This is a genomic window from Sphingomonas cremea (genome assembly GCF_021502585.1).
GTDB classification, from domain to species: domain Bacteria; phylum Pseudomonadota; class Alphaproteobacteria; order Sphingomonadales; family Sphingomonadaceae; genus Sphingomicrobium; species Sphingomicrobium cremea.
Window position 1 is genome coordinate 591,152 of sequence record NZ_JAKFGM010000001.1, and the last position, 19,617, is coordinate 610,768.

Here is a 19,617-nt window from a genome sequence, read left to right on the forward strand (position 1 = left end):
TACCCTTATCGCTTAGAGACGACGTTAAATCGGACGGAAGAAATTATGAAAACCTGCCTCATCGTCGACGACAGCAAGGTCATCCGCAAGGTTGCCCGGCACATTCTCGAAACCCTGGAGTTCCAGGTCGAGGAAGCGGGCGACGGGCGTGAAGCGCTCGACCGTTGCGAAGCGAAGATGCCGGACGTGGTCCTGCTCGACTGGAACATGCCGGTGATGAGCGGGATGGAATTCCTGAAACTGCTTCGTCAGCGCGGCCATAGCGATCAGCCGAAGGTCGTGTTCTGCACCACGGAAAATGACATGGCCCATATACGTGCCGCCCTCGAAGCCGGCGCGGACGAATATGTGATGAAGCCGTTCGATCGCGAAACGCTCCACATCAAGCTGCAACTCGTCGGCGTAGCCTGAGGCTCTGGTCGTGAACCGGGCGCACGCCATCACCCGGTCCAGCGAGCGGGCTGGTTCCGGCCAACAATCGCGTCGGCCGATCAAGCTGATGATCGTCGACGATTCGATGGTCGCGCGCGCCGTTCTCAGCCGGATGATCGATGCCGACGGCAATTTTGATATCGCTGGCGTCGCGGGCACCGCCGAAGATGCGATCGAGGCGCTCGGCCAGGTAATGGTCGACATCGTCCTGCTCGACCTGGAAATGCCGGGCCTCGGCGGGTTGAAGTCAATTCCCCGTATCCTTGAGGCAGCCAAGGGCGCGAAAGTGCTTATCGTGTCCTCGCTTGCCGAAGAAGGTGCCGAGGAAACCGTTGCCGCTCTCGCGCTGGGTGCAGCCGATACATTGCCCAAGCCCGGCACGGGCCGGTTCAACGGCCGCTTCTCCGAAGTGCTTCTCGGCAAGCTTCGCGAGCTCGGCTACGCCGATCGCGCCGCTCCCCGTGTCAGCCTGGCAGCCCCGCCGGCCAATTTGCTCCGCCAGCCGAACGACCAGCCGCTAAAGCTGCTGGCCATCGGCGCGTCGACCGGCGGAATTCACGCGTTGGGCGTCTTCTTCGCTGCGCTGCCCAAGCGGATCGGCGTGCCAATCCTTGTCACGCAGCATCTGCCGCCAGCCTTCATGACCGTGTTCGCCCGCCAGCTTTCGGTTGCGGCCGGGCGCCCGGCCGTGGTTGCGGAGGACGGGACGGAGCTTCTGCCCGACCGGATCGTCGTCGCTCCGGGCGAAGCTCACCTGCTGGTCGATGAGGTCAAGGGAAAGCTCGTCGCGCGCCTGCTTCAGACGAAGGTTTCAAGCGGCTGCATGCCTTCGGTCGATCCGATGCTGGCTTCGGCCGGAAAGATTCTCGGCGCAGGCGCCCTCGGCGTGGTGCTCACCGGAATGGGTCGCGACGGCGCCGAAGGGGCCAAGCGGCTGGTCGAGGCCGGCGGATCAGTAATGGCTCAGGACGAGCAAAGTTCGGCCGTTTGGGGGATGCCGCGCGCGATCGCCGATGCCGGGCTTGCCTGCGCGGTCTTGCCGCCTGACAAGCTTGCCCGGCGCGTTGCCGGACGGATCGAGGACGGCTCGTGCAAGTAAGCGACAGTTCGAGCCGCATTCTCGCCGGCCTCCTCGAAGCACGCACCGGGCAGCAGCTTACCATGAGCCGTCGGTGGCGGATTGAGACCGCGCTTGCAGCCCTGCTGCGCGAACGCGGGATCCCGACGCTGGATGAGCTCATCACCATCCTGGTCATGGGCCGCGAGCCGAGCCTGGCGACCCAGGTAGTCGAGGCACTGTTGAATAACGAAACTTACTTCTTCCGCGATCGGACCCCGTTCGATCTGCTGGCCAAGGCGGCATTGCCCAAGCTGGCGCGGCGTCGGGAAGGTTCCAAACGGCTCCGCATTTGGTCGGCCGGCTGCTCGACCGGGCAGGAGGCCTATTCGCTGGCGATGCTGTTCGCCGAGGATCCGGTGCGCTGGGCGGGCTGGACGATCGACATATTGGGCACTGACGTCAGCGAGAGCGCCGTTCGCCGCGCCCGGGACGGAATATACAGCCAGTTCGAAGTCCAGCGGGGCCTTGGCGTGACCCAGATGATTCGCTGGTTCGAGGAATCCGATGACGGTTGGCGTGCGATCGAGCCATTGCGGCGAATGGTTCGCTTCCAGGTCCAGAATTTGCTCGAGCCGCCGCCGCATCCCGGCCAGTTCGACATCGTGCTGTGCCGCAACGTACTCCTCTACCTCAACATCGAGCGCAGGTCGCAGATCTTTGAGCGAATCGGGTCCGCGATGGCTCCTGACGGCTGGCTGATGCTCGGGGCAGGCGAAACCGTAATCGGACAGACCAAACGGTTCGAGGCTGATGCGGAATCCCGGGGTCTCTACCGGCCCGTCAACCTTGGTGAAGCAGCCCAAATCGCATTGGGGGCTTGACCGTTACCCATATCCCATGTGCCATGCGGCCATGGACGTTACGCTCCGCCCTTCGCCGAACTTCGACGAGCGTGCGCTGCCGGTCTCGATGATCGTTCTTCACTATACCGGAATGCCGGACGCCGAGAGCGCGATCGATCGGCTGACCTCGCCCGATGCCAGGGTCTCCGCCCATTATGTGGTCAAGGAAGACGGGGAGGTGCTGCAGCTGGTCGATGAGGAAAAGCGCGCCTGGCACGCCGGCAAAAGCTATTGGCGGGGAACGACCGACGTTAATTCCGCCAGCATCGGGATCGAGATCGTCAATCCCGGACACGAATTCGGCTACCGCCCGTTTCCGGACGAGCAAATCGCTTCCGTCATCCCCTTGGTTGCCGACATCAAGGATCGGCACGGCATCGGCCGCGGCAATATCGTCGGGCACAGCGATGTTGCGCCGGGCCGGAAGGAAGATCCGGGCGAGCTGTTTCCCTGGGCCGCACTGGCCAAGCGCCGCCTCGCGTTACCCAGCCCGACGCGCGATTTGATGGACCCATACTGGACCGACGCCGGCTTCCTGCTCGCGCTGGAACGCTTCGGTTACGACGTCACCGACAATCAGAAGGCAGTAATTGCCTTCCAGCGGCGATTCCGGCCCGACCTGATTGACGGGATCATCGACGGGGAATGCCGAGCCAAGCTGCTCGCGCTCTTGCTGCCAAGGCCGCAGTAAGTCGTGGCGCAGCGCATGCCGGGGGCATGCGTGAGCAACGGCTCTAATGTCCGCTTTCCACCCATTGCGGACACCCGGCTCAATGACCTGCGGAATACAGCCTTTAGTCCGTAAGGGACTTACCTGAGTGTCACGCTCGCTTCCCTTCGCTACTTTGCATCGCATCCATTTCAATGGCGATCTCGGAGGAGGCTTGATGAAGGGATATTTCCTCAGGATTGGAGCGGTCCTTGCATTTAGCGCGGTTGCCGTTCCGCTGATCGCCGAGGCGGCACCCAGGACCGAGCGGGTGACTTTCGCCAAGGGCGCCAGTTCAAAGACCGTCAAAGGGTCCATCAAGGGCTACGACTATGTCGATTACGTGATTAACGCGCGCGGCGGCCAGCAGATGGCCGTCAAACTGACCACCAACCGCGGATCAAACTATTTCAATATCATGCCGAAAGGCAGCGAGACGGCTTATTTCATAGGCTCGCGGGACGGGAATGATTTTAACGGGCCCGTTCCGGCAAGCGGCGACCAGGTCATCCGCGTCTACCTCATGCGTAATGATGCGCGGCGCGGAGTGACGGCGAACTACACACTGCGCATCTCGGTGGTGGATTGAAGATCGCGCGGTTCATAGCTGGTGTTTATCCTTGTTCAGCCCTGCGGTCCTGCTTGCCGGGCTGATCGGAGTAATGATTTTCGACTTCAGCCTATTTTTCGGGCTGGAGGCGATCGTGTCACGCGTATCTCACACGACCTAATGGAGAATCTAATGCGCATGCCTTTCCTGAAAGCGTCAGCTATTTTGCCGGCAGTAGTAATTGCGCTGGCTGCACCTGCCACTGCGCAGGTCAAAGAAACCGCTACGTGCAAGCTTACCAATACCGCGAAGGGCACGACCCTGTTCGAGGGGCCTTGCCGGGTAAAGCAAAGCCAAAGCGGAGCGAACACGACCTTTTCAGTAAAGATGGGTGACACTGAACCGTTCATGTTCGCCGGCCAGCGGGGCAGTTCTAATTGGATGCACGGTCCTGACCGCACCCAATTCACGGACCTGCCAAACGGCGGCATCTTCCGCTGGGGCGACTTCGCCCTCGTCGTCGCCGAGAATTGAGGCATGAAGGGCCGGACGCTCCTGGCTGGGGCAACTCTTCTCACTCTCCTCTGCGGCTGCGCTCAGAGAGGGCCTGACCCTGTCGTGAATGGCGTTGAGCTTGACGAGGACATGGTTTTCGTCTGGCCGGACAATCTCAAGGTCATGGGCATATACCCTAGCCCCGGCAATTCTTGCCGGCTGCTTGGGGAAACGCCGGCGACATCGCCTTTCCTCGATCATGACGCGACCTTGATCGGGTGCCCGTCCGAGAGTGACGCGCGCGCGATTCCAGGGACAATTGTCGGAAGGGTGAGGGGGATAGCGCTGGTCTCAATACCCAATGACAAGGTTCTTCCCATCGAAGGTGTCGATGCGAAGGTTGAAGGTACGGGCTTCGACGCGACGGCGGCTATCCCGTGCAGCGGCTTCGGCAATGTTAAGAGCTGCGACGCGGGAGTCCAGCGGGGAAGCGAGCGCATCACCGTTCACGTCACGCTTCCAAACGGGGCACTGCGAACGCTAATCTTCAGCCCCAAAGGTCAGTTCATAACCGCCGGTACCGCGCGCGCCGACGGAAGCGCCGACTACAAGATCTCGTCCAGCAGGGTGGATGACTGGACCGATGTGGATGTCGGGCCGGAGCATTATCGCGTGCCCGATGCATTCCTTTTGGGAGGCTGACGAAATAGCGGTGCTCTCGGCACGTCCGTCGCAAGCAGATCTGTCTTAGCTCGGGCTAGCCTAGTGTCCGCTTTCGACCCATTGCGGGCACCAAAAAGAGCGGGCGCCCTGGCCGGACGCCCGCTCGAATTTTGCCTACCCGATCGACAAATCAGTAAACGGTCAGCTTGCCGTTCATCCGGATCGGGCGGCTGATATTGAAGTAATTGGGTGAGGTCTTCATGACTGTCTGGTGGATCGCCTCGAAATCCTCGGCCGATCCATCGCCTTTGATTCGAACCTCGTAATCGATCGATTCATACCCAGGAGCGACCTCGTCGCTCAACCCCAGGAAGCCGCGCAGGTCGAGCTTGCCCTTGGTCAGGATTTCAATCGATTCCAGGTTGATTTGCCGAAGCGAGGCGCCGGCCACATAACCAACCATCATGCAGGCGTTGAGCGCGCTCATCAGCAATTCCTGCGGGTTCGGAGCGCCATCTGCGCCGAGCAGCTCGTGCGGTTCGTCGGCGATTATCTTGTGGCTGCGCTGAATTCGCTCACCGGCCATCGTAAAGCCGGTAACGGTCGATTCACTGCGGGTCTGCCCCGCCCAACGAGTGGCCACATCGAACTCGACAATCGCCTTGGTCGGGTCTTTGCCGATGGCATCGACAACCTCGCCAAGCGCGACGAGGTCCAGGCCGTTCACGGGGGCATTTTTTACGGTATCCAACATCATTTTCTCCTTGGGTTAGTAGGTGGCGGGTGACTTAACGGAAACGCGGATCCGCGTAGGTGGCTCGCGCCCAGCGGCTTTGCAGCTGGCAGCCGATGACGGTTTCAACCGGGTTGGGATTGGGTCTGGCCTCAGCCATCAAATCCCGATCCAGGTGCGCGACACTGTCCGACTGCGGCTGCGGCCTAAACGATGACGCCTCCGCTTTTCGAAAATCGTAATTAAACTGCATGAAAATGTCTCTTTGCTAAAGATCTAGACAATGGCTGGCGTAACCGCAGCGGCAATCATCGTGAGACTTGCCAGGGCAGTGAAGAACACTGCCACAATCTTTCTCTGGTTTAGGGTCGTATTGCTCGACATATATTCTTCCCTCTGCATTTCTTGACCGCGAGCTCTTCTGCTTGGCAGGGCAATGCCATTCCAATTGCGGGATCATTCGCCGTGTTTGATGATTGTTGTTTAAATCAGATACCGGTTTGCCAAAATGATTGGGTTACCGGATAAATTGACTGAAACGCCGAACTGGGAGCCGGCATGGACGTTCTCGACGATATTCTCGCATCGCTGAGGCTGACCGGTGGGGTCGTTATCGACGGCGGATTTTCCGGAGAGTTTTGCGTACACGCCGAATTCACGCCGCAACATTGCGCCCCCTTCTTCCCTTTGCCGGATACGCTCATCAGCTATCATTACGTTCGATCGGGAAGGCTTATTATTCAGATCGATGATCAGCCGGCGGTCACCCTGGAGGCAGGAAGCATCGCCATCCTGCCACGCAACGACCCGCATATTCTCGCCAGTCGTTGCGGCCTGCCTGCGGCGGAGGTGGACGAAATCGGCTGGATCACCGACGAAGGGGTGCATCACGTGTCGGCGGGAACGAACGGCCGGCGGGCGGATGTGTGGTGCGGCTTTCTCGGTACAGCCAAGTCAAGCGAGCATCCGCTGCTCGATGCGCTGCCGGCGCTGCTGACACTCAACGTGACGCAGGGCCAGGCACAGTGGCTCGACAGCTCCATGCGGTTCGTCGCCGAACAGAATCCGCCGTCCGAGACCGTTGCACGCCTCGCCGAGTTGCTATTGTCGCAGGCGATCCGCGAATATGTGGAGCAGATGCCGGCTGAAGCGCAGGGCTGGCTGCGAGGACTGGTCGATCCTGCTGTCTCCAAGGCATTGTCGATCATTCATAGTCGCTACGCAGAGGATCTGGATGTCGAAGGCATTGCGCGCGAGGTTGGTGTGTCTCGGTCGGTACTGGGAGATCGGTTCGCCGAGCTGATTGGAGAGCCACCCATGCGCTATTGCGCCAAGTGGCGGATGAGAGTGGCGGCCAATAAATTGAGAGACGGAAAGGATAATGCCGCCAGCATTGCTTATGCAGTCGGCTTCAATAGTGAGGCCGCTTTCAACCGAGCCTTCAAGCGCGAATTTGGCGAGCCGCCCGCTACATGGCGACGCAAGTTCGAACTGGCAGATTAGGGGAGGCTAAGCGCCGGGAGCGAATGACCGCTTTCGACCCATTGCGGCCATTGGCTCCGAACCGTTATTGCTTCTGCATGGAGCCTTGGTTCGGATGGTCATATTTGCTTGGCATCAAGCCAGTTCACCCTAACGGCTGGGCTGCGCTGGGCGTGTGGTTTCTGGTCACCATTCCACTGGGCTTGGGCGCCCTCGGGGGCTTTGGGGAGCACCCAATCCTCCGGGCGATTTGCTCCGTCGCCTTCGTCGCGAGCGCGCTCGCGTTCTTCTGGCTTGTGTTCTGGAAGTTTGAGGAGCGGCCCGACTAGGTAATGGCCGCTTTCCACCCATTGCGGTCATTAGTCGCCGTTCGAATTTGCTGTCCTACAGCTAGTCTGACGTGAGATGAGGAAGGCTCGCTCCTTCGCATCGTCAACCAGGCAAGAATCGTCGCGCCCTCCCAAACTGTTAAATTCACAAAAATGGCGCCTGTCCCCATGAAATTAGTGAAGTTAGCGGCCGACTCGAAAAAGCTTGCGGTTCCTCCTATATGGCCTCTGCCAGGGGACCGGGCGGCCGCGGCTCACTTCGGTGAGGCGAGGAAAGTCCGGGCTCCACGGAATAACGGTGCCGGGTAACTCCCGGCGGGGCGGCTTCGGCCGCTTCAGGGAAAGTGCCACAGAAAGCATACCGCCCGGCTTCGGACGGGTAAGGTCGAAAGGGTGCGGCAAGAGCGCACCGCGCGGCCGGCAACGGACGCGGCACGGTAAACCCCACCGGGTGCAAGACCGAATAGGGGCGGCATATGGGCCTGTTCCGGCTCGTCGCCCGGGTTGGTCGCTGGAGGCGAAGGGCAACCTTCGTCCTAGAGGAATGGTCGCCCAGGTGCCGCAAGGCGCTGGACAGAACCCGGCTTACAGGTCCCCTGGCAATTTGTTTTCCTGCAGCGCTGGCGAACCGCCGCGCCGCCCTTTAATAACGAGAGTGATGGCCAAGCCGACCCGATCCGATGACTGGGGCTTTCCCCGCTGGCGACCCTATGGCGCCAAGAGCCGCGCGGCGACGCGCGTGCGGCTGTGCGACCGCGAGGGTTGCAGCCAGCCCGGAGATCGCCCGGCGCCCAAGGCCCCGCACAGCCGCGAGCGCTGGATGTTCTGTGAATCGCACGCCGCCGAATATAACAAGAACTGGAACTACTTCGCCGGCCTCACCGCCGAGGAAGCGGCCAAGCGTGAGGCGGAGGAACAGAGCGGCGCTTCGGCCTTTCGCCAGAGCGCGCACTATGAGTGGGCGGGTCCGGGCGACGGAAGCCGCAGCCGCGACGAAATGCGCGCGCTTGATGTGCTCGAGCTCGACGCGGACGCCGACTTCACCGCCGTAAAGGCCGCCTACCGTCGCCTTGCCAAGGAAGTACATCCCGACCGCAAGCCAGGGGACCGGGAAGCGGCCAAGCAGTTCCAGGCGGTTCAGGCCGCCTACGATGTGCTGCGCCGGTCCGAGGAACGGAAGACCGGGACGAAGCTCTAGGGATTGAGCATGAAGGTGCCGGTTGCATAGGCAATCGGGCGGTTAGCATCGCCGCCATGCGCAGCGCCGCGAATGAATGCCACCTGCCGGGTCAGCTTATAGCATTCGCAGCGAGCAATGACCGTCTCGCCCTTCACAGCGGGCCGGAGATAGTCGAGCCGCAAGTCGATGGTGACGAGCGGCTGGAAATGGCCGAGTGCCATCCATACTGACGATCCGCCGCATGTATCCAGCAAGCTGACGATTGCCCCCGATGCCAGGATGCCTTCCTCGGGGATGCCGACCAGCTCTTCGCGCCAGGGGAGGGCCAGTTCGATCCAATTGTCGGCGGACTGGCGATACTCGAGGCCCAGCGCGCGGCCATGCCCGACGCTTCGTGCAAGCTTGAAAAATTGCTGGGGATCGAAGCTGCCGCTCTTACGCATCGCGGCGATTTCAGGGTCTTCGCTCATGCTGCGGCTAGCCGCGCGGCGGTCTCGCGAACCAGGGCGATCATGTTCGGCACCCCCTGCGTGCGGTTCGACGACAATTCGCGGGTCAGGTTGAACGGCTCGAGCAGCTGTCGAATGTCCATCGCCGCGACCTCGGCTGGCGGGCGATCCTGGACTGCCGACAGGATCAGCGCCACGACGCCCTTGGTGATCGCGGCATTGCTGTCGGCAAGGAAATGGAGTCGGCCATCGGGCAGGCGTGTCGGGTAGACCCAGGTCGAGGACGAGCAGCCACGGACCTTGGTAGCGTCAGTCTTAAGCGCCTCGGGCATCGGCTCAAGCTTTCGGCCCAGCTCGATCAGCAACCGGTAGCGGTCCTCGCTGTCGAGGAACTCATATTCTTCGGCAATATCGGCAAGGGCGGGGAGGGCGGTCATTGCCCGAGCGCCTAGCGCGGACCGCACCTCAAGTCATCTAGCGGTCGCGCAATTCCTCTATTTGGCGGGACAGCGTATCCTCTTTCTCGACCGCGATCCGCTCCAGAACATGGATGCGATCCTTGAGCTGCTTGACCTCATCGCGCAGCCGAAGCGTTTCCGCGCGCTCTTCGGCCGAAACTTCAGGCCCGCGATGTCGACTATGGCCATATTTCGCACGGAGGACCGACGCGACCATCACGGCCACCACGATAACCGCTACCATTTCAAAGGGGTTCACTGGACCTTGTCTCCCTTGGTCAGGCGCGGTGAGCGCAGCGCCTCGATCTGAGCGGCGGTTTCGATTCCGCCGTCCGTGACGATCTTTTCCAACACCCTGACGCGCGCTTCAAGCTCCGCGTTCGATGCGGCATATTGCGCGGCCTTTTCCGCAGCCCGGTTCGCCTCAATCTCCATCCGCTTTTCTTTGAGGGTGAACCATCGGTGCAGGATCAGGGTCAGCCCGATTACGGGAATTCCAACCACGAACAGGGCAACAAAGACTTCCCCAGGGCCGATCATGCATGTCCACCATTGTCGATCGCCAGCTGATCGATTTCCTTGGCCAGTCGCAGAGGCTGGTCGGTGACAATCCGCTCAATCGTTTCAAGCCTGTCCTTGACCGAGCCAAGTTCGGCGCGGAGCTGCGCATTCTCGCCAGTAAGCAGCTTGATCCGCTCCATCGCTTCCTTGTCGGTGCGGGGATGAAGCGCCTGGCCCCATGCACCATCCAGCGGATAACCGTTCTTGATCCTGAGCCAGGTCGTCAAAACCCAGCCGCCGACCCCTATCGCGACAATGGTGATGATGAATGGGAACATCTCGGAGACTTTTTCCAGCCAAATTGCGTTCTCAGGATTCATGCATTCCCCCGGAATATGGGCTTTAAACTATCGCAGCTGCTCGATTTCGCGGGCAAGGCTGCGGTTCTCGGTTGTGACATAGCTTTCGATGTCGGCAATGCGCCGGTCGATGTCGCGCATCCGACTGCGAATATCGCGGGCCGAGCGGGCCGGCGACTGCCGTACGCCCTGCCAGAAGCGCTGCTCCTCGCGGTCGTCCAGCGCCAATTCACGCGGTTTGTCGTCGGCGATGAAGCCGGCGATGAAATAGAGAGGAAGGACGCTTCCGCCGCTCATGAGAACGGCGCTGACGAACATGATGCGGACAAGCGTCACGTCCAGTCCGGTGTAGTCGGCAATGCCCGAGCACACGCCCATCAATTTGCCATGGCGCTTGTCGAGATAGAATTTCGTTCGGCTTGGAGGCTGGGTCATTTGGCATACTCGTCGTCGGTCAGGAGGCGCTGGCGATTGCTTTCCGGCAATGCGTGCTGGCGCCAGTTGGGGTTTTCTGCGGTCATGATCCGTTCGATCGTGTTCAGCCGATCGTCCAGGCGGCGGGCGGCATCATGCAATTCGTCGAGCAGTTTCTCATCGGATCCAGTGAGCCGAGCCGACGTCTTCCATTTGGTGATGTAGTGGAAAATCAGCCACGGCAGCCCGATGAACAGGACCGGGACGACGATCAGCGGAACCAGGACGTCTTCCATTTACTAAGCCCCCTTGGCCTTGAGTGCGGCCTTCATTGCCTCCAGCTCCGCATCGACCTTGTCGGTCGAACGCAGTTCGGCGATTTCTTCCTCCAGGCTTTTCGGCCCGGTCATGCCCAGCGCATCGGCGCGGCCCTCTGCAAAGTCGGCGCGCCGCTCCAACTGGTCGAATCTCGAAAACGCATCTTCGGTGCGGCTGCCGTTGAGCAGTTCCCGTGCCTTGGCCCGGGTCACCGCGCTTTCGATCCGCGTCGCAATCGCATTCTGGCGAGCCCGAGCTTCGCGCAGCTTGCCCTGCAATTTGGCGATGTCAGCTTCATAGCCCTTCAGCGTATCCTCGATTGACGTCAGCTCGGCCTGAAGGCCTTCGGCCATGTCGGCCGCCTTTTGCCGTTCGATCAGCGCCGCCTTGGCCAGGTCCTCGCGGTCCTTGCTCAGCGCCAGTTCGGCCTTTTCGGTCCAGCTCGACTGCAATTCGTTGAGACGGACAAGCGCCCGCTTCATTTCCTTGCTGTCAGCAATCGAACGCGCGGCCGAGGCACGAACCTCGACCAACGTTTCTTCCATTTCTAGAATGATCATGCGGATCATCCGCGCCGGATCTTCGGCACGGTCCAGCAGCTCAGTGAAATTGGCTGCGAAAATATCCCGAGTTCGGGAAAAAATACCCATCGAGCACTCCAGCTAGATAGTCCTGTTGCCAATTCATATGCAGGCTTTATGCCAAAATCCAAATAAGTCATGAATTCCAGTAAAACCGCCAAAATTCGACCAACGGCGGAGCGAAATATCTTGCCACATGGTGGGATTTGCCACCACATGTTGGCGGCATTTTTGGAGTGAAATTTGGAGCGGGCCAATCAATTTGTCGGTCAAAGCCTGGCCTTTCTCGACGCTGTCGAGCGGGCGAGCCGTGCCGCACCGCTCAATCGCCCGGTGCTGGTAATCGGCGAGCGTGGCACCGGCAAGGAGCTGATTGCCGAGCGCCTCCATCACCTTTCGTCGCGCTGGGCCGGGCCGCTCGTGGCGATGAATTGCGCCGCCATGCCTGAAAATCTGATTGAGGCCGAACTGTTCGGGCATGAGGCTGGCAGCTTCACTGGCGCCGCGAAGACTCGTCACGGGCGGTTCGAAGAGTCTGACGGCGGCACCCTGTTCCTGGATGAGCTTGCGACTCTGTCGTCGCCGGCGCAGGATCGGCTTCTTCGCGCTGTGGAATATGGCGAGATCACCCGCATCGGCGCCTCCAAGCCAATCTCTGTCGATGTGCGAATTGTCGCGGCGACCAACGAGCATCTTCCACGCTTGGTGGAAGAGGGGCGGTTCCGAGCCGACTTGCTGGATCGCTTGTCGTTCGAGGTTGTAACCCTTCCGCCGCTTCGCGCGCGCAAAGGCGATATTCCGCTGCTCGCAGAGCATTTCGGCCGTCGAATGGCTGTTGAGCTCGATTGGCCCAACTGGCCGGGCTTTTCCGCCAGCGCACTGGCGGAGCTTGAGGCATATCAATGGCCGGGCAATGTCCGTGAACTGCGCAATGTCGTTGAACGCGCGGTCTATCGCGCCGATGATCCGGAGCGCGAAATAGATGCGATCCAGTTCGACCCGTTCGCATCTCCTTGGGTGCTGAGCCATGATCCGGCCGGTGCGGTCGAGGTTGCGGCTCATGCGTCCCAGCCGACGACGGCTGCAAGCGAGGCGGCCGCTCCCGCGCCACCCGCCACCACTTCGGATTTGCGCGGCGCGGTCAACGCCTATGAAAAGGCGCTACTTGAGGACGCGCTGGCGCGCCACCGTTACAACCAACGTTCCACCGCGGCGGCGCTGGGATTGAGCTACGACCAGCTTCGCCACGCGATGAAGCGGCATCAGTTGGCAATCAGCGGCTGAAAAGTTTCATTTCAACTAGTGCGTTGGGTCCCAGGCGAGCCAAGCCATCGATTGAGCTTAGGCGGTTCAAGATCCGCCAGCTTTAGCGGTAATTCCATGGGCAGTAGGCCGCGCCCCGGCGGGCGCGGCCTTGTCATAACTCAACGGAAATTGGTCATTGCCAGCAACATCGGGATCGAAAGCAGGGTGTTGATCCGCGAGGTCAGCATTGCCGCCCGGGCCGCCTTGGCCTTTGCAGCATCATCGGCCTCGACCAGGCCTAGAGCCTTCTTCTGGTTCGGCCAGATGATGAACCAGACGTTGAACGCCATGATCAGCGCCAACCACATGCCAATTCCAATTAGGCGGTTCGACGGATCGTTGAGCAGCAGCGATTTCTCCTCACCGTACAGATAGGCAAGGATCAGGCCGGTAAGCACCGTAAAGGCCGCGCCCCAGCGAAAATAGAATAATGCCTTCGGTGCGATGTGCTTGGACACGCCGGGCTTAAGTTCGGCCGGAATTTCCGGCATGGTAGGGATCTGCACGAAGTTGAAATAATAGAGCAGACCGATCCACATCACGCCGAAGAAAACGTGCAGCCACTGGAACACGCCGATCGCCAGGGTAGCCGGCGAATAATATGGCGCCATGATCAAGGCGATCGCGGCGACAATCCCGATCAGCAAGACCAGATTCAGGTTTTCGAGTATCTTTCCCATCACTTCCCCCTTCGGAGGACGGTCGCTTCCGCCCCCTCCTGGTTGCGGGTTTAGGACCGGTAAGGGGCGGGGGGCAAGAGATTGACGGCCGGGTATGGAGCCGCAACGCGGCCGGTTCGTTAAACTGCAGACTCTCAGCCCAAACTATCGGAGTGGAACATGGCCTTCACGCTTCCCGACCTACCCTTCGCCAAGGATTCTCTAGCCCCGCATATGTCTGCGGAAACGCTCGATTTTCACCATGGCAAGCATCACAAGGCCTATGTCGACAAGGTCAACAAGCTGATTGGCGGAACTGATCTCCAGGATGCTTCGCTGGTCGAGGTGATTTGTGCCGCTCATGGCCATCATGACAAGCCGCTGTTCAACAACGCAGCACAAATCTGGAACCACAGCTTCTTCTGGCAATGCCTGGCTCCCGAGGGCTCCACGCGGCCATCGGGTAAGCTTCGTGAGATGATCAACGAGGACTTCGGCGGCGAGCAGGCACTGCTCGACAAGCTTGCCCAGGAGAGCATCAATCATTTTGGCAGCGGCTGGGGCTGGTTGCTGCTCAACAACGGTGCGCTGGAAGTCACGTCGCTCCACGACGCCGATACGCCGGTTGCCCACGGCATGACGCCGCTATTGACGATCGATGTGTGGGAACATGCCTATTACATCGACTATCGCAACGAGCGGCCCAGGTTTGTCGAGAGCGTGATCGAAAATATCGTCAACTGGGACTTCGTATCTCGCAACCTGGAGGGCAGCGGCATTGCCAGCGCAGACCAGGAAGGGGCTAGGACTTCAGCCGATAGCCTGACCTGAACATCCACACGATCATCGTCAGCGGAAGTATGATGGAACCGGCCATAACCGCGACGCTTGTCCATAGGGGCACGTCGATGACGTTGAAGAATGTCCAGCGATAGCCCGACACGAGATAGAGGATCGGGTTGAGATGCGTAACCGTCCGCCATGGCTCCGCAATGGCGGCGACCGAATAAAATACGCCGCCAAGGAAGGTGAGGGGAGTGACGACGAGCATCGGCACGACCTGCAGCTGCTCGAAATTCTGGGCCCAGATACCGATCGCGAAACCGAGCAGGCAGAATCCGACCGAAATGGTTGCGAGAAACGCCAGCATCCACAGCGGATGGTCGATACTGACCTCAACGAATAAAGTGGCGGTTGCGAGAGTCACCAGCGCCAGGATCACCGCCTTGGTCGCCGCTGCGCCGACATAGGCAATGACGGTCTCCAGCGGAGAGATAGGAGCTGAGAGAAGTTCGTATATTGTGCCTGTAAACTTCGGAAAATAAATGCCAAAACTGGCATTCATGATCGCCTGTGTGAGTACTGACAGCATGATCAGCCCGGGCACGATGAAGCTGCCGTAATTGACCCCCGCCATGTCGCTCATCCGGCTACCGATGGCCGACCCGAAAACTAGGAAATAGAGTGAGGTGGTGATGACCGGCGCGACCAGGCTCTGCCAAAGGGTTCGGCCCCACCGCGCCATTTCAAAGCGGTAGATCGCCTTGATGCCATAGGGGTTCATGCTGCGCGCTCCTCATGGACCAGGCTGACGAATATGTCCTCGAGGCTCGATTGGTGGGTAGCGAGATCCTTGTAACAGATGTGCAGTTCGTCGAGCCTACGCATCAGCCCGGGAATACCGGTATGCTCGGCATGAGTATCGAACCGGTAGCAGAGTGCGTGGCCATCATCCTCAAGCGCCAGGCCCCATTCAGCCAGGCCGGCGGGAATTTCAGCAATGGCATCGTCGAGCGTGATCTTGAGCGTTCGTTGGCCCATCTGCGCCATCAATGCTTTCTTCTCGCCTAGCGCTACAAGCTCACCCTTGCGGATCACGCCGACCCGGTCCGCCATCTCTTCGGCTTCTTCAATATAATGGGTGGTGAGGATAATCGTCGTGCCGTCGGCGCGGAGCTTTCTCACAAGCTCCCACATGTCGCGGCGGAGCTCGACATCGACGCCCGCGGTCGGCTCATCGAGAAACAGGATTTCGGGCTCGTGGCTAAGCGCCTTGGCGATCATGACGCGCCGCTTCATCCCGCCTGACAGCTCCATCATCTTGGCCTTGCGCTTGTCCCAGAGCGTCAGGCGGCGGAGGATGTCCTCGATCTTCCGGTCATCGCGCGGCTTGCCGAACAGGCCGCGAGAAAAGCTCACCGTGGCCCAAACGCTTTCGAATGCGTCGGTGGTTAGTTCCTGGGGCACCAGCCCAATCATCGACCGGGCTGCGCGAAAATCACCTTGATTGTCATGCCCATCGACAAGGATCTTGCCGCTGGTCGGCGTGACAATTCCGCAGACGATGGAAATTAGCGTGGTCTTCCCCGCCCCGTTCGGTCCAAGCAGGGCGAGGATTTCGCCTTTCTCGATGTCGAGATCGACGCCCTTCAACGCCTCGACGCCGCCGGCGTAGGATTTCTTGAGACCCTCAATGCGGATAATCGGATCACTCATTCGATCGGTCCCGGTTCTACAGGCTTGGCGGCGTCTTCGGTTGCAAGTCCGTGACGTACCAGCATGGGTACATTGGCGAGGGCAAACAGCAGGGTCGCAGGAATTGCTCCCCAAAGCTTGAAGCCAATCCAGAAATCAGTCGACGTATTGCGCCAGACCAACTCATTGATCGCCGCCATGACCGCGAAGAAGATCGCCCAGTTCCGGGTCAATTTGCGCCAACCTTCCTCGTCTAGGCCGGGATAGGTGCTGCCCAGCACTGCTTTCAGTAACGGGCGTCCGGTCGCCAAGCCAAAGGCTAGCAAGCCGGCGACGAGTGCGTAATAGACGGTCGGCTTGATCTTGATGAAATTTTCATTGTGCAACCAAATGGTTAGCCCACCAAGTACAACCACCATCACCGCCGAAAACAGCAACAATGGCGAAACATATCTGTAGCGGACGGCTGAAAAGACCAGTGCGGTCACCATCGCCGCCATGAACGCGCCGGTTGCGACGAAGATCTTCAGCGGGCCAGGCACCGGCGCCAGGAAATTAACCAGGAAGAAGACCAGCAGTGGGCCAATATCAATCATCAGGCGTGCAGCGCCCGCTGGCTCCTGCTTGTTTTCAAGATTCATAGCGGCAACCCCGCAATGGCCCGGGCAACCGCCCTGGGCTCGAACGGTCGAAGATCATCAACGCCTTCGCCAACGCCGATCGCGTGGATCGGCAAGCCGAACTTCTCCGCCGCCGCGACCAGCACGCCGCCGCGCGCCGTGCCGTCCAGCTTGGTCATGATCAGCCCCGTTACTCCAGCCATGTCGCGGAAAACCTCGATCTGGTTGAGCGCATTTTGCCCGGTAGTCGCGTCGAGGACGAGAATAACGTCATGTGGGGCTTCGGGGTTCAATCGTCCCAGCACTCGCCTAATTTTGGCGAGCTCGTCCATCAAATGCGCCTTGTTCTGCAGCCGGCCAGCCGTATCGACGATCAGCGCGTCGATACCGGTCGCGGTTGCCTGCTTCACGCCGTCATAAACGATCCCTGCCGCGTCTCCGCCTTCCTTGCCGGCAATTACCGGCGCATGGATCCGGTTACCCCAGATCTTCAGTTGCTCGATCGCCGCGGCACGGAAAGTGTCGCCGGCAGCCAGCATCACCCCATAGTCCTGCTCCTGTAGCAGGTGGCCAAGCTTGCCGATGGTAGTGGTCTTGCCCGACCCGTTGACCCCGATAACCAAAATGACGTGCGGGCGGGGGAAGCCCCAGACGTCGAGAGGCTTGGCCACGGGCGCAAGGATCTTCTCGATTTCTTCGGCCAGGATGGTTCGCAGCCCGCGCTCGTCCAATTGTTCGAAGCGTCTGGCGGCAATGCTTTCGCGGATCCGCTTCGACGCCTCGGGGCCGAGGTCGGATGCAATCAGCGCCTCCTCAATGTCGTCGAGGGTCGACGTATCGAGCGCCTGCTCCTTTACGAGCCCACTCAAATTCTCGCCCAGGCGATCTGCTGTTTTCTTGAAACCGCCTGTCAGGCGTTCGAGCCAACTCATTCAAAAATCCCGATAAGTGTGTCGCCGTCCTTGCGTACAATTTGGACGATGCCGAGGTCGCCGCGCCTGGATCCCTCGACATGGACCGGCGCAAATCCGTCGCTGTGGCCCTTCTCGCTATTCTCGATCAGCACCGCCTGGCGAGTGCCGATCTGGCTATCCAGCCATTGGGCACGTCGCAGTGCAGCAGCTTGACGGAGTCGCGCGGCACGCGCCTTGACGATTTCCCGTTCCAGCTGGGGCATCCGGGCTGCCGGCGTGTCCGGTCTTGGCGAGAAGGGGAAGATATGCGCGGCAATAATGTCGCAATCCTCAAGCAGGCGCAGCGAATTCTGCGCAGCTTCCTCGCTCTCGGTGGGGAAGCCGGCGATCAGGTCGGCGCCGATCGTGACATCCTTGCGCGCTGCCTTGAGGCGCTCGACTGTCGCCACTGCCTGGGCGCGGCTGTGCCGCCGCTTCATTCGCTTGAGGACGAGATCGTCGCCGGCCTGCAGCGACAAATGGAAATGGGGCAGGAGGCGAGGCTCGCCAGCGATCAGTTCCATCAGAGCTTCGTCGATCTCGATGCTATCGAGTGAGGAAAGGCGTAATCGGTTTAATCGCGGCAAGTCGGCCAGTAGGCGCTGGCACAGCGGACCAAGGCCATCTTCGTAGCTGGTGATGTCGACGCCGGTGAGGACGATCTCCCTAGCGCCTGCGTCCAATTCACTGGCAACTGCGTCTCGCACAGCTTCGTAGGGCAGCGAACGGCTCGCCCCGCGCGCCCGCCAGATCGAGCAAAAAGTACAACGATGGTCGCAACCGGTCTGGACGGCCACGAAACTGCGTACCCTGGCGAGGAAACCGGCGGCAACTGGCGGTGCGGGTGCCGCCATGACGTCACTGACAACTACCTTGTTTTCATTGGCAAAAGCGTCGGCGCTGTATTTGTCTGCGTTGCCAATGACCTTGGCCACCTCAGGCATTGCCGCAAAGCCCGTTGGGTCCAGCTGTACAGCACAGCCGGTGACGATGATCCGCTTGTCCGGCGCTTCGCGATGGGCTCGGCGGATGGCCTGCCGGGTCTGGCGCACCGCCTCGTTGGTTACGGCGCAGCTGTTGATTATGATCGCATCGTCTCCCGCGAGCGAGCGCATCGCTTCGCTTTCAGCGAAGTTGAGCCGGCAGCCCAGGGTGATCGTTTGGGCAGCCATCAGCCGAACTGCTCCAGCTCGATCTCACCCTTGAAGACAAGGGTTGCGCCGCCACGCATCCTGATCGGCTCGCCTTGTGCCCAGCTGATCGTCAGCGCGCCACCACGCATATGGACCTTGACCGGGGACGTCGCCTTCTTCTGGACGATCGCGGCTACTGCGGTTGCGCAAGCTCCGGTGCCACAGGCCAAGGTCAGTCCCGCCCCGCGCTCCCAGGTGTGGAGGTGGATGCCGTCTTCATGGATCGATGCGACGTTGACGTTGATCCGCTCTGGGAAGGCGGGGTCATGCTCGATGCTTGGGCCTTGTGCCTCCAGGTCGATCTTGGTCTCGTCAGGTACAAAGAAGATCAGGTGCGGGTTGCCGACGCTGAGCGCCATCGGATGCTCAAGCGGTCCCCAGGCCAGGGGCAGCTTTGCGGTATCCATCGGATAGGTCAGCGGCACTTCGTCCCAGGCGAAATGCGGTGGAGGAAGGCTGACCTCGACTTCGCTCCCCTGGCTCGATCCTTCGACGATGCCGCCGCCGGTCTCGAGAGTCTTGGCGCCAGTCAGCGCAACGACGCAGCGCGAGGCATTGCCGCAGCTCTGAACTTCGCCGCCATCATGGTTCCAAATGCGCATTTTCACGTCGGCGATCATTGACGGCTCGATCAGGATCAGCTGGTCGCAGCCAATGCCGAGGTGGCGGTCGGCAAGTGTCTTGGCCAGCGTCGTCGTCATGGCAATCGACTGCTCGCGTCCGTCGAGGATCACGAAGTCGTTTCCAAGCCCATGCATCTTATGGAATTGCCGCGTCACGCGGCGGGACTTAGGGAG

29 protein-coding genes and 1 other RNA gene are annotated in these 19,617 nt (G+C 60.5%); 13 read left to right on the forward strand and 17 right to left on the reverse strand.

The annotated features are described in order from the left end of the window. Positions 1 to 45: 45 nt before the first annotated feature. The 7 genes from LVY65_RS03085 to LVY65_RS03115 all read left to right on the forward strand — a co-directional run bounded on the left by LVY65_RS03085 (position 46) and on the right by LVY65_RS03115 (position 4,850). The gene (locus LVY65_RS03085) at positions 46 to 411 is read left to right on the forward strand and encodes a response regulator (RefSeq protein WP_235066540.1); all 366 of its coding nucleotides are present in this window, start codon (positions 46 to 48) and stop codon (positions 409 to 411) included. Between the two features lie 10 nt (positions 412 to 421). Next, on the forward strand, positions 422 to 1,531 hold the full coding sequence (gene cheB / locus LVY65_RS03090; protein WP_235066541.1) for a chemotaxis-specific protein-glutamate methyltransferase CheB: 1,110 nt from the start codon (positions 422 to 424) through the stop codon (positions 1,529 to 1,531). Continuing rightward, a complete protein-coding gene (locus LVY65_RS03095) occupies positions 1,522 to 2,373 on the forward strand; it encodes a CheR family methyltransferase (protein ID WP_235066542.1) in 852 nt (283 codons plus the stop codon). The genes cheB and LVY65_RS03095 overlap by 10 nt, the downstream gene beginning before the upstream one ends. 31 nt (positions 2,374 to 2,404) lie before the next feature. Next, entirely contained in the window at positions 2,405 to 3,085 is a 681-nt protein-coding gene (locus tag LVY65_RS03100; protein WP_235066543.1) for an N-acetylmuramoyl-L-alanine amidase, read from the forward strand. A 196-nt stretch (positions 3,086 to 3,281) separates the two neighbouring features. Beyond that, the gene (locus tag LVY65_RS03105; RefSeq protein WP_235066544.1) at positions 3,282 to 3,692 is read left to right on the forward strand and encodes a hypothetical protein; all 411 of its coding nucleotides are present in this window, start codon (positions 3,282 to 3,284) and stop codon (positions 3,690 to 3,692) included. Positions 3,693 to 3,845: 153 nt separating this feature from the next. After that, complete coding sequence (locus LVY65_RS03110; protein ID WP_235066545.1) at positions 3,846 to 4,187, forward strand: hypothetical protein; 342 nt, start codon at positions 3,846 to 3,848, stop codon at positions 4,185 to 4,187. A gap of 84 nt (positions 4,188 to 4,271) precedes the next feature. Beyond that, positions 4,272 to 4,850: a hypothetical protein gene (locus LVY65_RS03115; RefSeq protein WP_235066546.1), complete on the forward strand. Its 579-nt coding sequence runs from the start codon at positions 4,272 to 4,274 to the stop codon at positions 4,848 to 4,850. Between the two features lie 151 nt (positions 4,851 to 5,001). On the opposite strand, the gene LVY65_RS03120 is transcribed toward LVY65_RS03115, so the two are convergent. Together LVY65_RS03120 and LVY65_RS13185 are read right to left on the reverse strand one after the other, a co-directional pair. Next, positions 5,002 to 5,565, reverse strand: a complete 564-nt coding sequence (locus LVY65_RS03120) for an OsmC family protein (protein ID WP_235066547.1) — start codon at positions 5,563 to 5,565, stop codon at positions 5,002 to 5,004. Between the two features lie 255 nt (positions 5,566 to 5,820). Next, on the reverse strand, positions 5,821 to 5,946 hold the full coding sequence (locus LVY65_RS13185; protein WP_268828560.1) for a hypothetical protein: 126 nt from the start codon (positions 5,944 to 5,946) through the stop codon (positions 5,821 to 5,823). A gap of 156 nt (positions 5,947 to 6,102) precedes the next feature. Here LVY65_RS13185 and LVY65_RS03125 point away from each other — a divergent pair, with 156 nt between their 5' ends. From LVY65_RS03125 to LVY65_RS03140, 4 genes are all read left to right on the forward strand, one after another. Next, positions 6,103 to 7,047, forward strand: a complete 945-nt coding sequence (locus tag LVY65_RS03125; RefSeq protein ID WP_235066548.1) for an AraC family transcriptional regulator — start codon at positions 6,103 to 6,105, stop codon at positions 7,045 to 7,047. Positions 7,048 to 7,124: 77 nt separating this feature from the next. Beyond that, positions 7,125 to 7,355: a hypothetical protein gene (locus tag LVY65_RS03130; protein WP_235066549.1), complete on the forward strand. Its 231-nt coding sequence runs from the start codon at positions 7,125 to 7,127 to the stop codon at positions 7,353 to 7,355. Between the two features lie 231 nt (positions 7,356 to 7,586). Further along, an RNA gene (rnpB, locus tag LVY65_RS03135) (RNase P RNA component class A) lies at positions 7,587 to 7,959 on the forward strand. Positions 7,960 to 8,013: 54 nt separating this feature from the next. Then, on the forward strand, positions 8,014 to 8,553 hold the full coding sequence (locus LVY65_RS03140; RefSeq protein WP_235066550.1) for a J domain-containing protein: 540 nt from the start codon (positions 8,014 to 8,016) through the stop codon (positions 8,551 to 8,553). On the opposite strand, the gene LVY65_RS03145 is transcribed toward LVY65_RS03140, so the two are convergent. The 8 genes from LVY65_RS03145 to pspA form a co-directional block, all read right to left on the reverse strand. After that, on the reverse strand, positions 8,550 to 9,005 hold the full coding sequence (locus LVY65_RS03145) for a PaaI family thioesterase (RefSeq protein ID WP_235066551.1): 456 nt from the start codon (positions 9,003 to 9,005) through the stop codon (positions 8,550 to 8,552). The two genes, LVY65_RS03140 and LVY65_RS03145, sit on opposite strands and share 4 nt — an antisense overlap. Continuing rightward, positions 9,002 to 9,421 carry a SufE family protein gene (locus LVY65_RS03150; RefSeq protein WP_235066552.1) on the reverse strand — a complete coding sequence of 140 codons (420 nt, stop codon included), beginning with the start codon at positions 9,419 to 9,421 and terminating at the stop codon, positions 9,002 to 9,004. Before LVY65_RS03150 ends, LVY65_RS03145 begins: the two co-directional genes overlap by 4 nt. Positions 9,422 to 9,458: 37 nt before the next feature. Then, the gene (locus LVY65_RS03155; protein WP_235066553.1) at positions 9,459 to 9,701 is read right to left on the reverse strand and encodes a DUF2255 family protein; all 243 of its coding nucleotides are present in this window, start codon (positions 9,699 to 9,701) and stop codon (positions 9,459 to 9,461) included. Next, complete coding sequence (locus LVY65_RS03160; RefSeq protein ID WP_235066554.1) at positions 9,698 to 9,982, reverse strand: hypothetical protein; 285 nt, start codon at positions 9,980 to 9,982, stop codon at positions 9,698 to 9,700. The genes LVY65_RS03155 and LVY65_RS03160 overlap by 4 nt, the downstream gene beginning before the upstream one ends. Beyond that, a complete protein-coding gene (locus LVY65_RS03165) occupies positions 9,979 to 10,281 on the reverse strand; it encodes a hypothetical protein (protein WP_235066555.1) in 303 nt (100 codons plus the stop codon). Before LVY65_RS03165 ends, LVY65_RS03160 begins: the two co-directional genes overlap by 4 nt. Positions 10,282 to 10,350: 69 nt before the next feature. Then, positions 10,351 to 10,737: an envelope stress response membrane protein PspC gene (gene pspC / locus LVY65_RS03170; RefSeq protein WP_235066556.1), complete on the reverse strand. Its 387-nt coding sequence runs from the start codon at positions 10,735 to 10,737 to the stop codon at positions 10,351 to 10,353. After that, on the reverse strand, positions 10,734 to 11,012 hold the full coding sequence (gene pspB, locus LVY65_RS03175) for an envelope stress response membrane protein PspB (protein ID WP_235066557.1): 279 nt from the start codon (positions 11,010 to 11,012) through the stop codon (positions 10,734 to 10,736). The genes pspC and pspB overlap by 4 nt, the downstream gene beginning before the upstream one ends. A 3-nt stretch (positions 11,013 to 11,015) precedes the next feature. After that, positions 11,016 to 11,684: a phage shock protein PspA gene (pspA, locus tag LVY65_RS03180; protein ID WP_235066558.1), complete on the reverse strand. Its 669-nt coding sequence runs from the start codon at positions 11,682 to 11,684 to the stop codon at positions 11,016 to 11,018. A gap of 174 nt (positions 11,685 to 11,858) precedes the next feature. Between pspA and pspF the strand changes: the two genes are divergently transcribed. Continuing rightward, the gene (pspF, locus tag LVY65_RS03185) at positions 11,859 to 12,899 is read left to right on the forward strand and encodes a phage shock protein operon transcriptional activator (RefSeq protein WP_235066559.1); all 1,041 of its coding nucleotides are present in this window, start codon (positions 11,859 to 11,861) and stop codon (positions 12,897 to 12,899) included. A 140-nt stretch (positions 12,900 to 13,039) separates the two neighbouring features. Here pspF and LVY65_RS03190 read toward each other — a convergent pair whose 3' ends face one another. Further along, positions 13,040 to 13,600: a urate hydroxylase PuuD gene (locus LVY65_RS03190; protein WP_235066560.1), complete on the reverse strand. Its 561-nt coding sequence runs from the start codon at positions 13,598 to 13,600 to the stop codon at positions 13,040 to 13,042. A gap of 159 nt (positions 13,601 to 13,759) precedes the next feature. Between LVY65_RS03190 and LVY65_RS03195 the strand changes: the two genes are divergently transcribed. Then, positions 13,760 to 14,410 (forward strand): superoxide dismutase, encoded by a 651-nt coding sequence (locus LVY65_RS03195; protein ID WP_235066561.1) that lies wholly within the window; start codon positions 13,760 to 13,762, stop codon positions 14,408 to 14,410. Here LVY65_RS03195 and LVY65_RS03200 read toward each other — a convergent pair. Genes LVY65_RS03200 through dapF form a run of 6 tightly spaced genes read right to left on the reverse strand, consistent with a single transcriptional unit; the run spans position 14,382 to position 19,599 of the window. Continuing rightward, complete coding sequence (locus LVY65_RS03200) at positions 14,382 to 15,143, reverse strand: ABC transporter permease (protein ID WP_235066562.1); 762 nt, start codon at positions 15,141 to 15,143, stop codon at positions 14,382 to 14,384. The genes LVY65_RS03195 and LVY65_RS03200 overlap by 29 nt on opposite strands. Continuing rightward, entirely contained in the window at positions 15,140 to 16,075 is a 936-nt protein-coding gene (locus LVY65_RS03205) for an ABC transporter ATP-binding protein (protein ID WP_235066563.1), read from the reverse strand. Before LVY65_RS03205 ends, LVY65_RS03200 begins: the two co-directional genes overlap by 4 nt. Further along, the gene (locus tag LVY65_RS03210) at positions 16,072 to 16,695 is read right to left on the reverse strand and encodes a septation protein A (RefSeq protein WP_268828561.1); all 624 of its coding nucleotides are present in this window, start codon (positions 16,693 to 16,695) and stop codon (positions 16,072 to 16,074) included. The genes LVY65_RS03205 and LVY65_RS03210 overlap by 4 nt, the downstream gene beginning before the upstream one ends. Continuing rightward, positions 16,692 to 17,606, reverse strand: coding sequence for a signal recognition particle-docking protein FtsY (gene ftsY, locus LVY65_RS03215; RefSeq protein ID WP_235066565.1), 915 nt, complete (start codon positions 17,604 to 17,606; stop codon positions 16,692 to 16,694). Before ftsY ends, LVY65_RS03210 begins: the two co-directional genes overlap by 4 nt. Then, positions 17,603 to 18,802 (reverse strand): tRNA (N(6)-L-threonylcarbamoyladenosine(37)-C(2))-methylthiotransferase MtaB, encoded by a 1,200-nt coding sequence (gene mtaB, locus LVY65_RS03220; protein ID WP_408021974.1) that lies wholly within the window; start codon positions 18,800 to 18,802, stop codon positions 17,603 to 17,605. Before mtaB ends, ftsY begins: the two co-directional genes overlap by 4 nt. Then, the gene (gene dapF, locus LVY65_RS03225) at positions 18,799 to 19,599 is read right to left on the reverse strand and encodes a diaminopimelate epimerase (protein WP_235066567.1); all 801 of its coding nucleotides are present in this window, start codon (positions 19,597 to 19,599) and stop codon (positions 18,799 to 18,801) included. The genes mtaB and dapF overlap by 4 nt, the downstream gene beginning before the upstream one ends. Positions 19,600 to 19,617 lie beyond the last annotated feature (18 nt).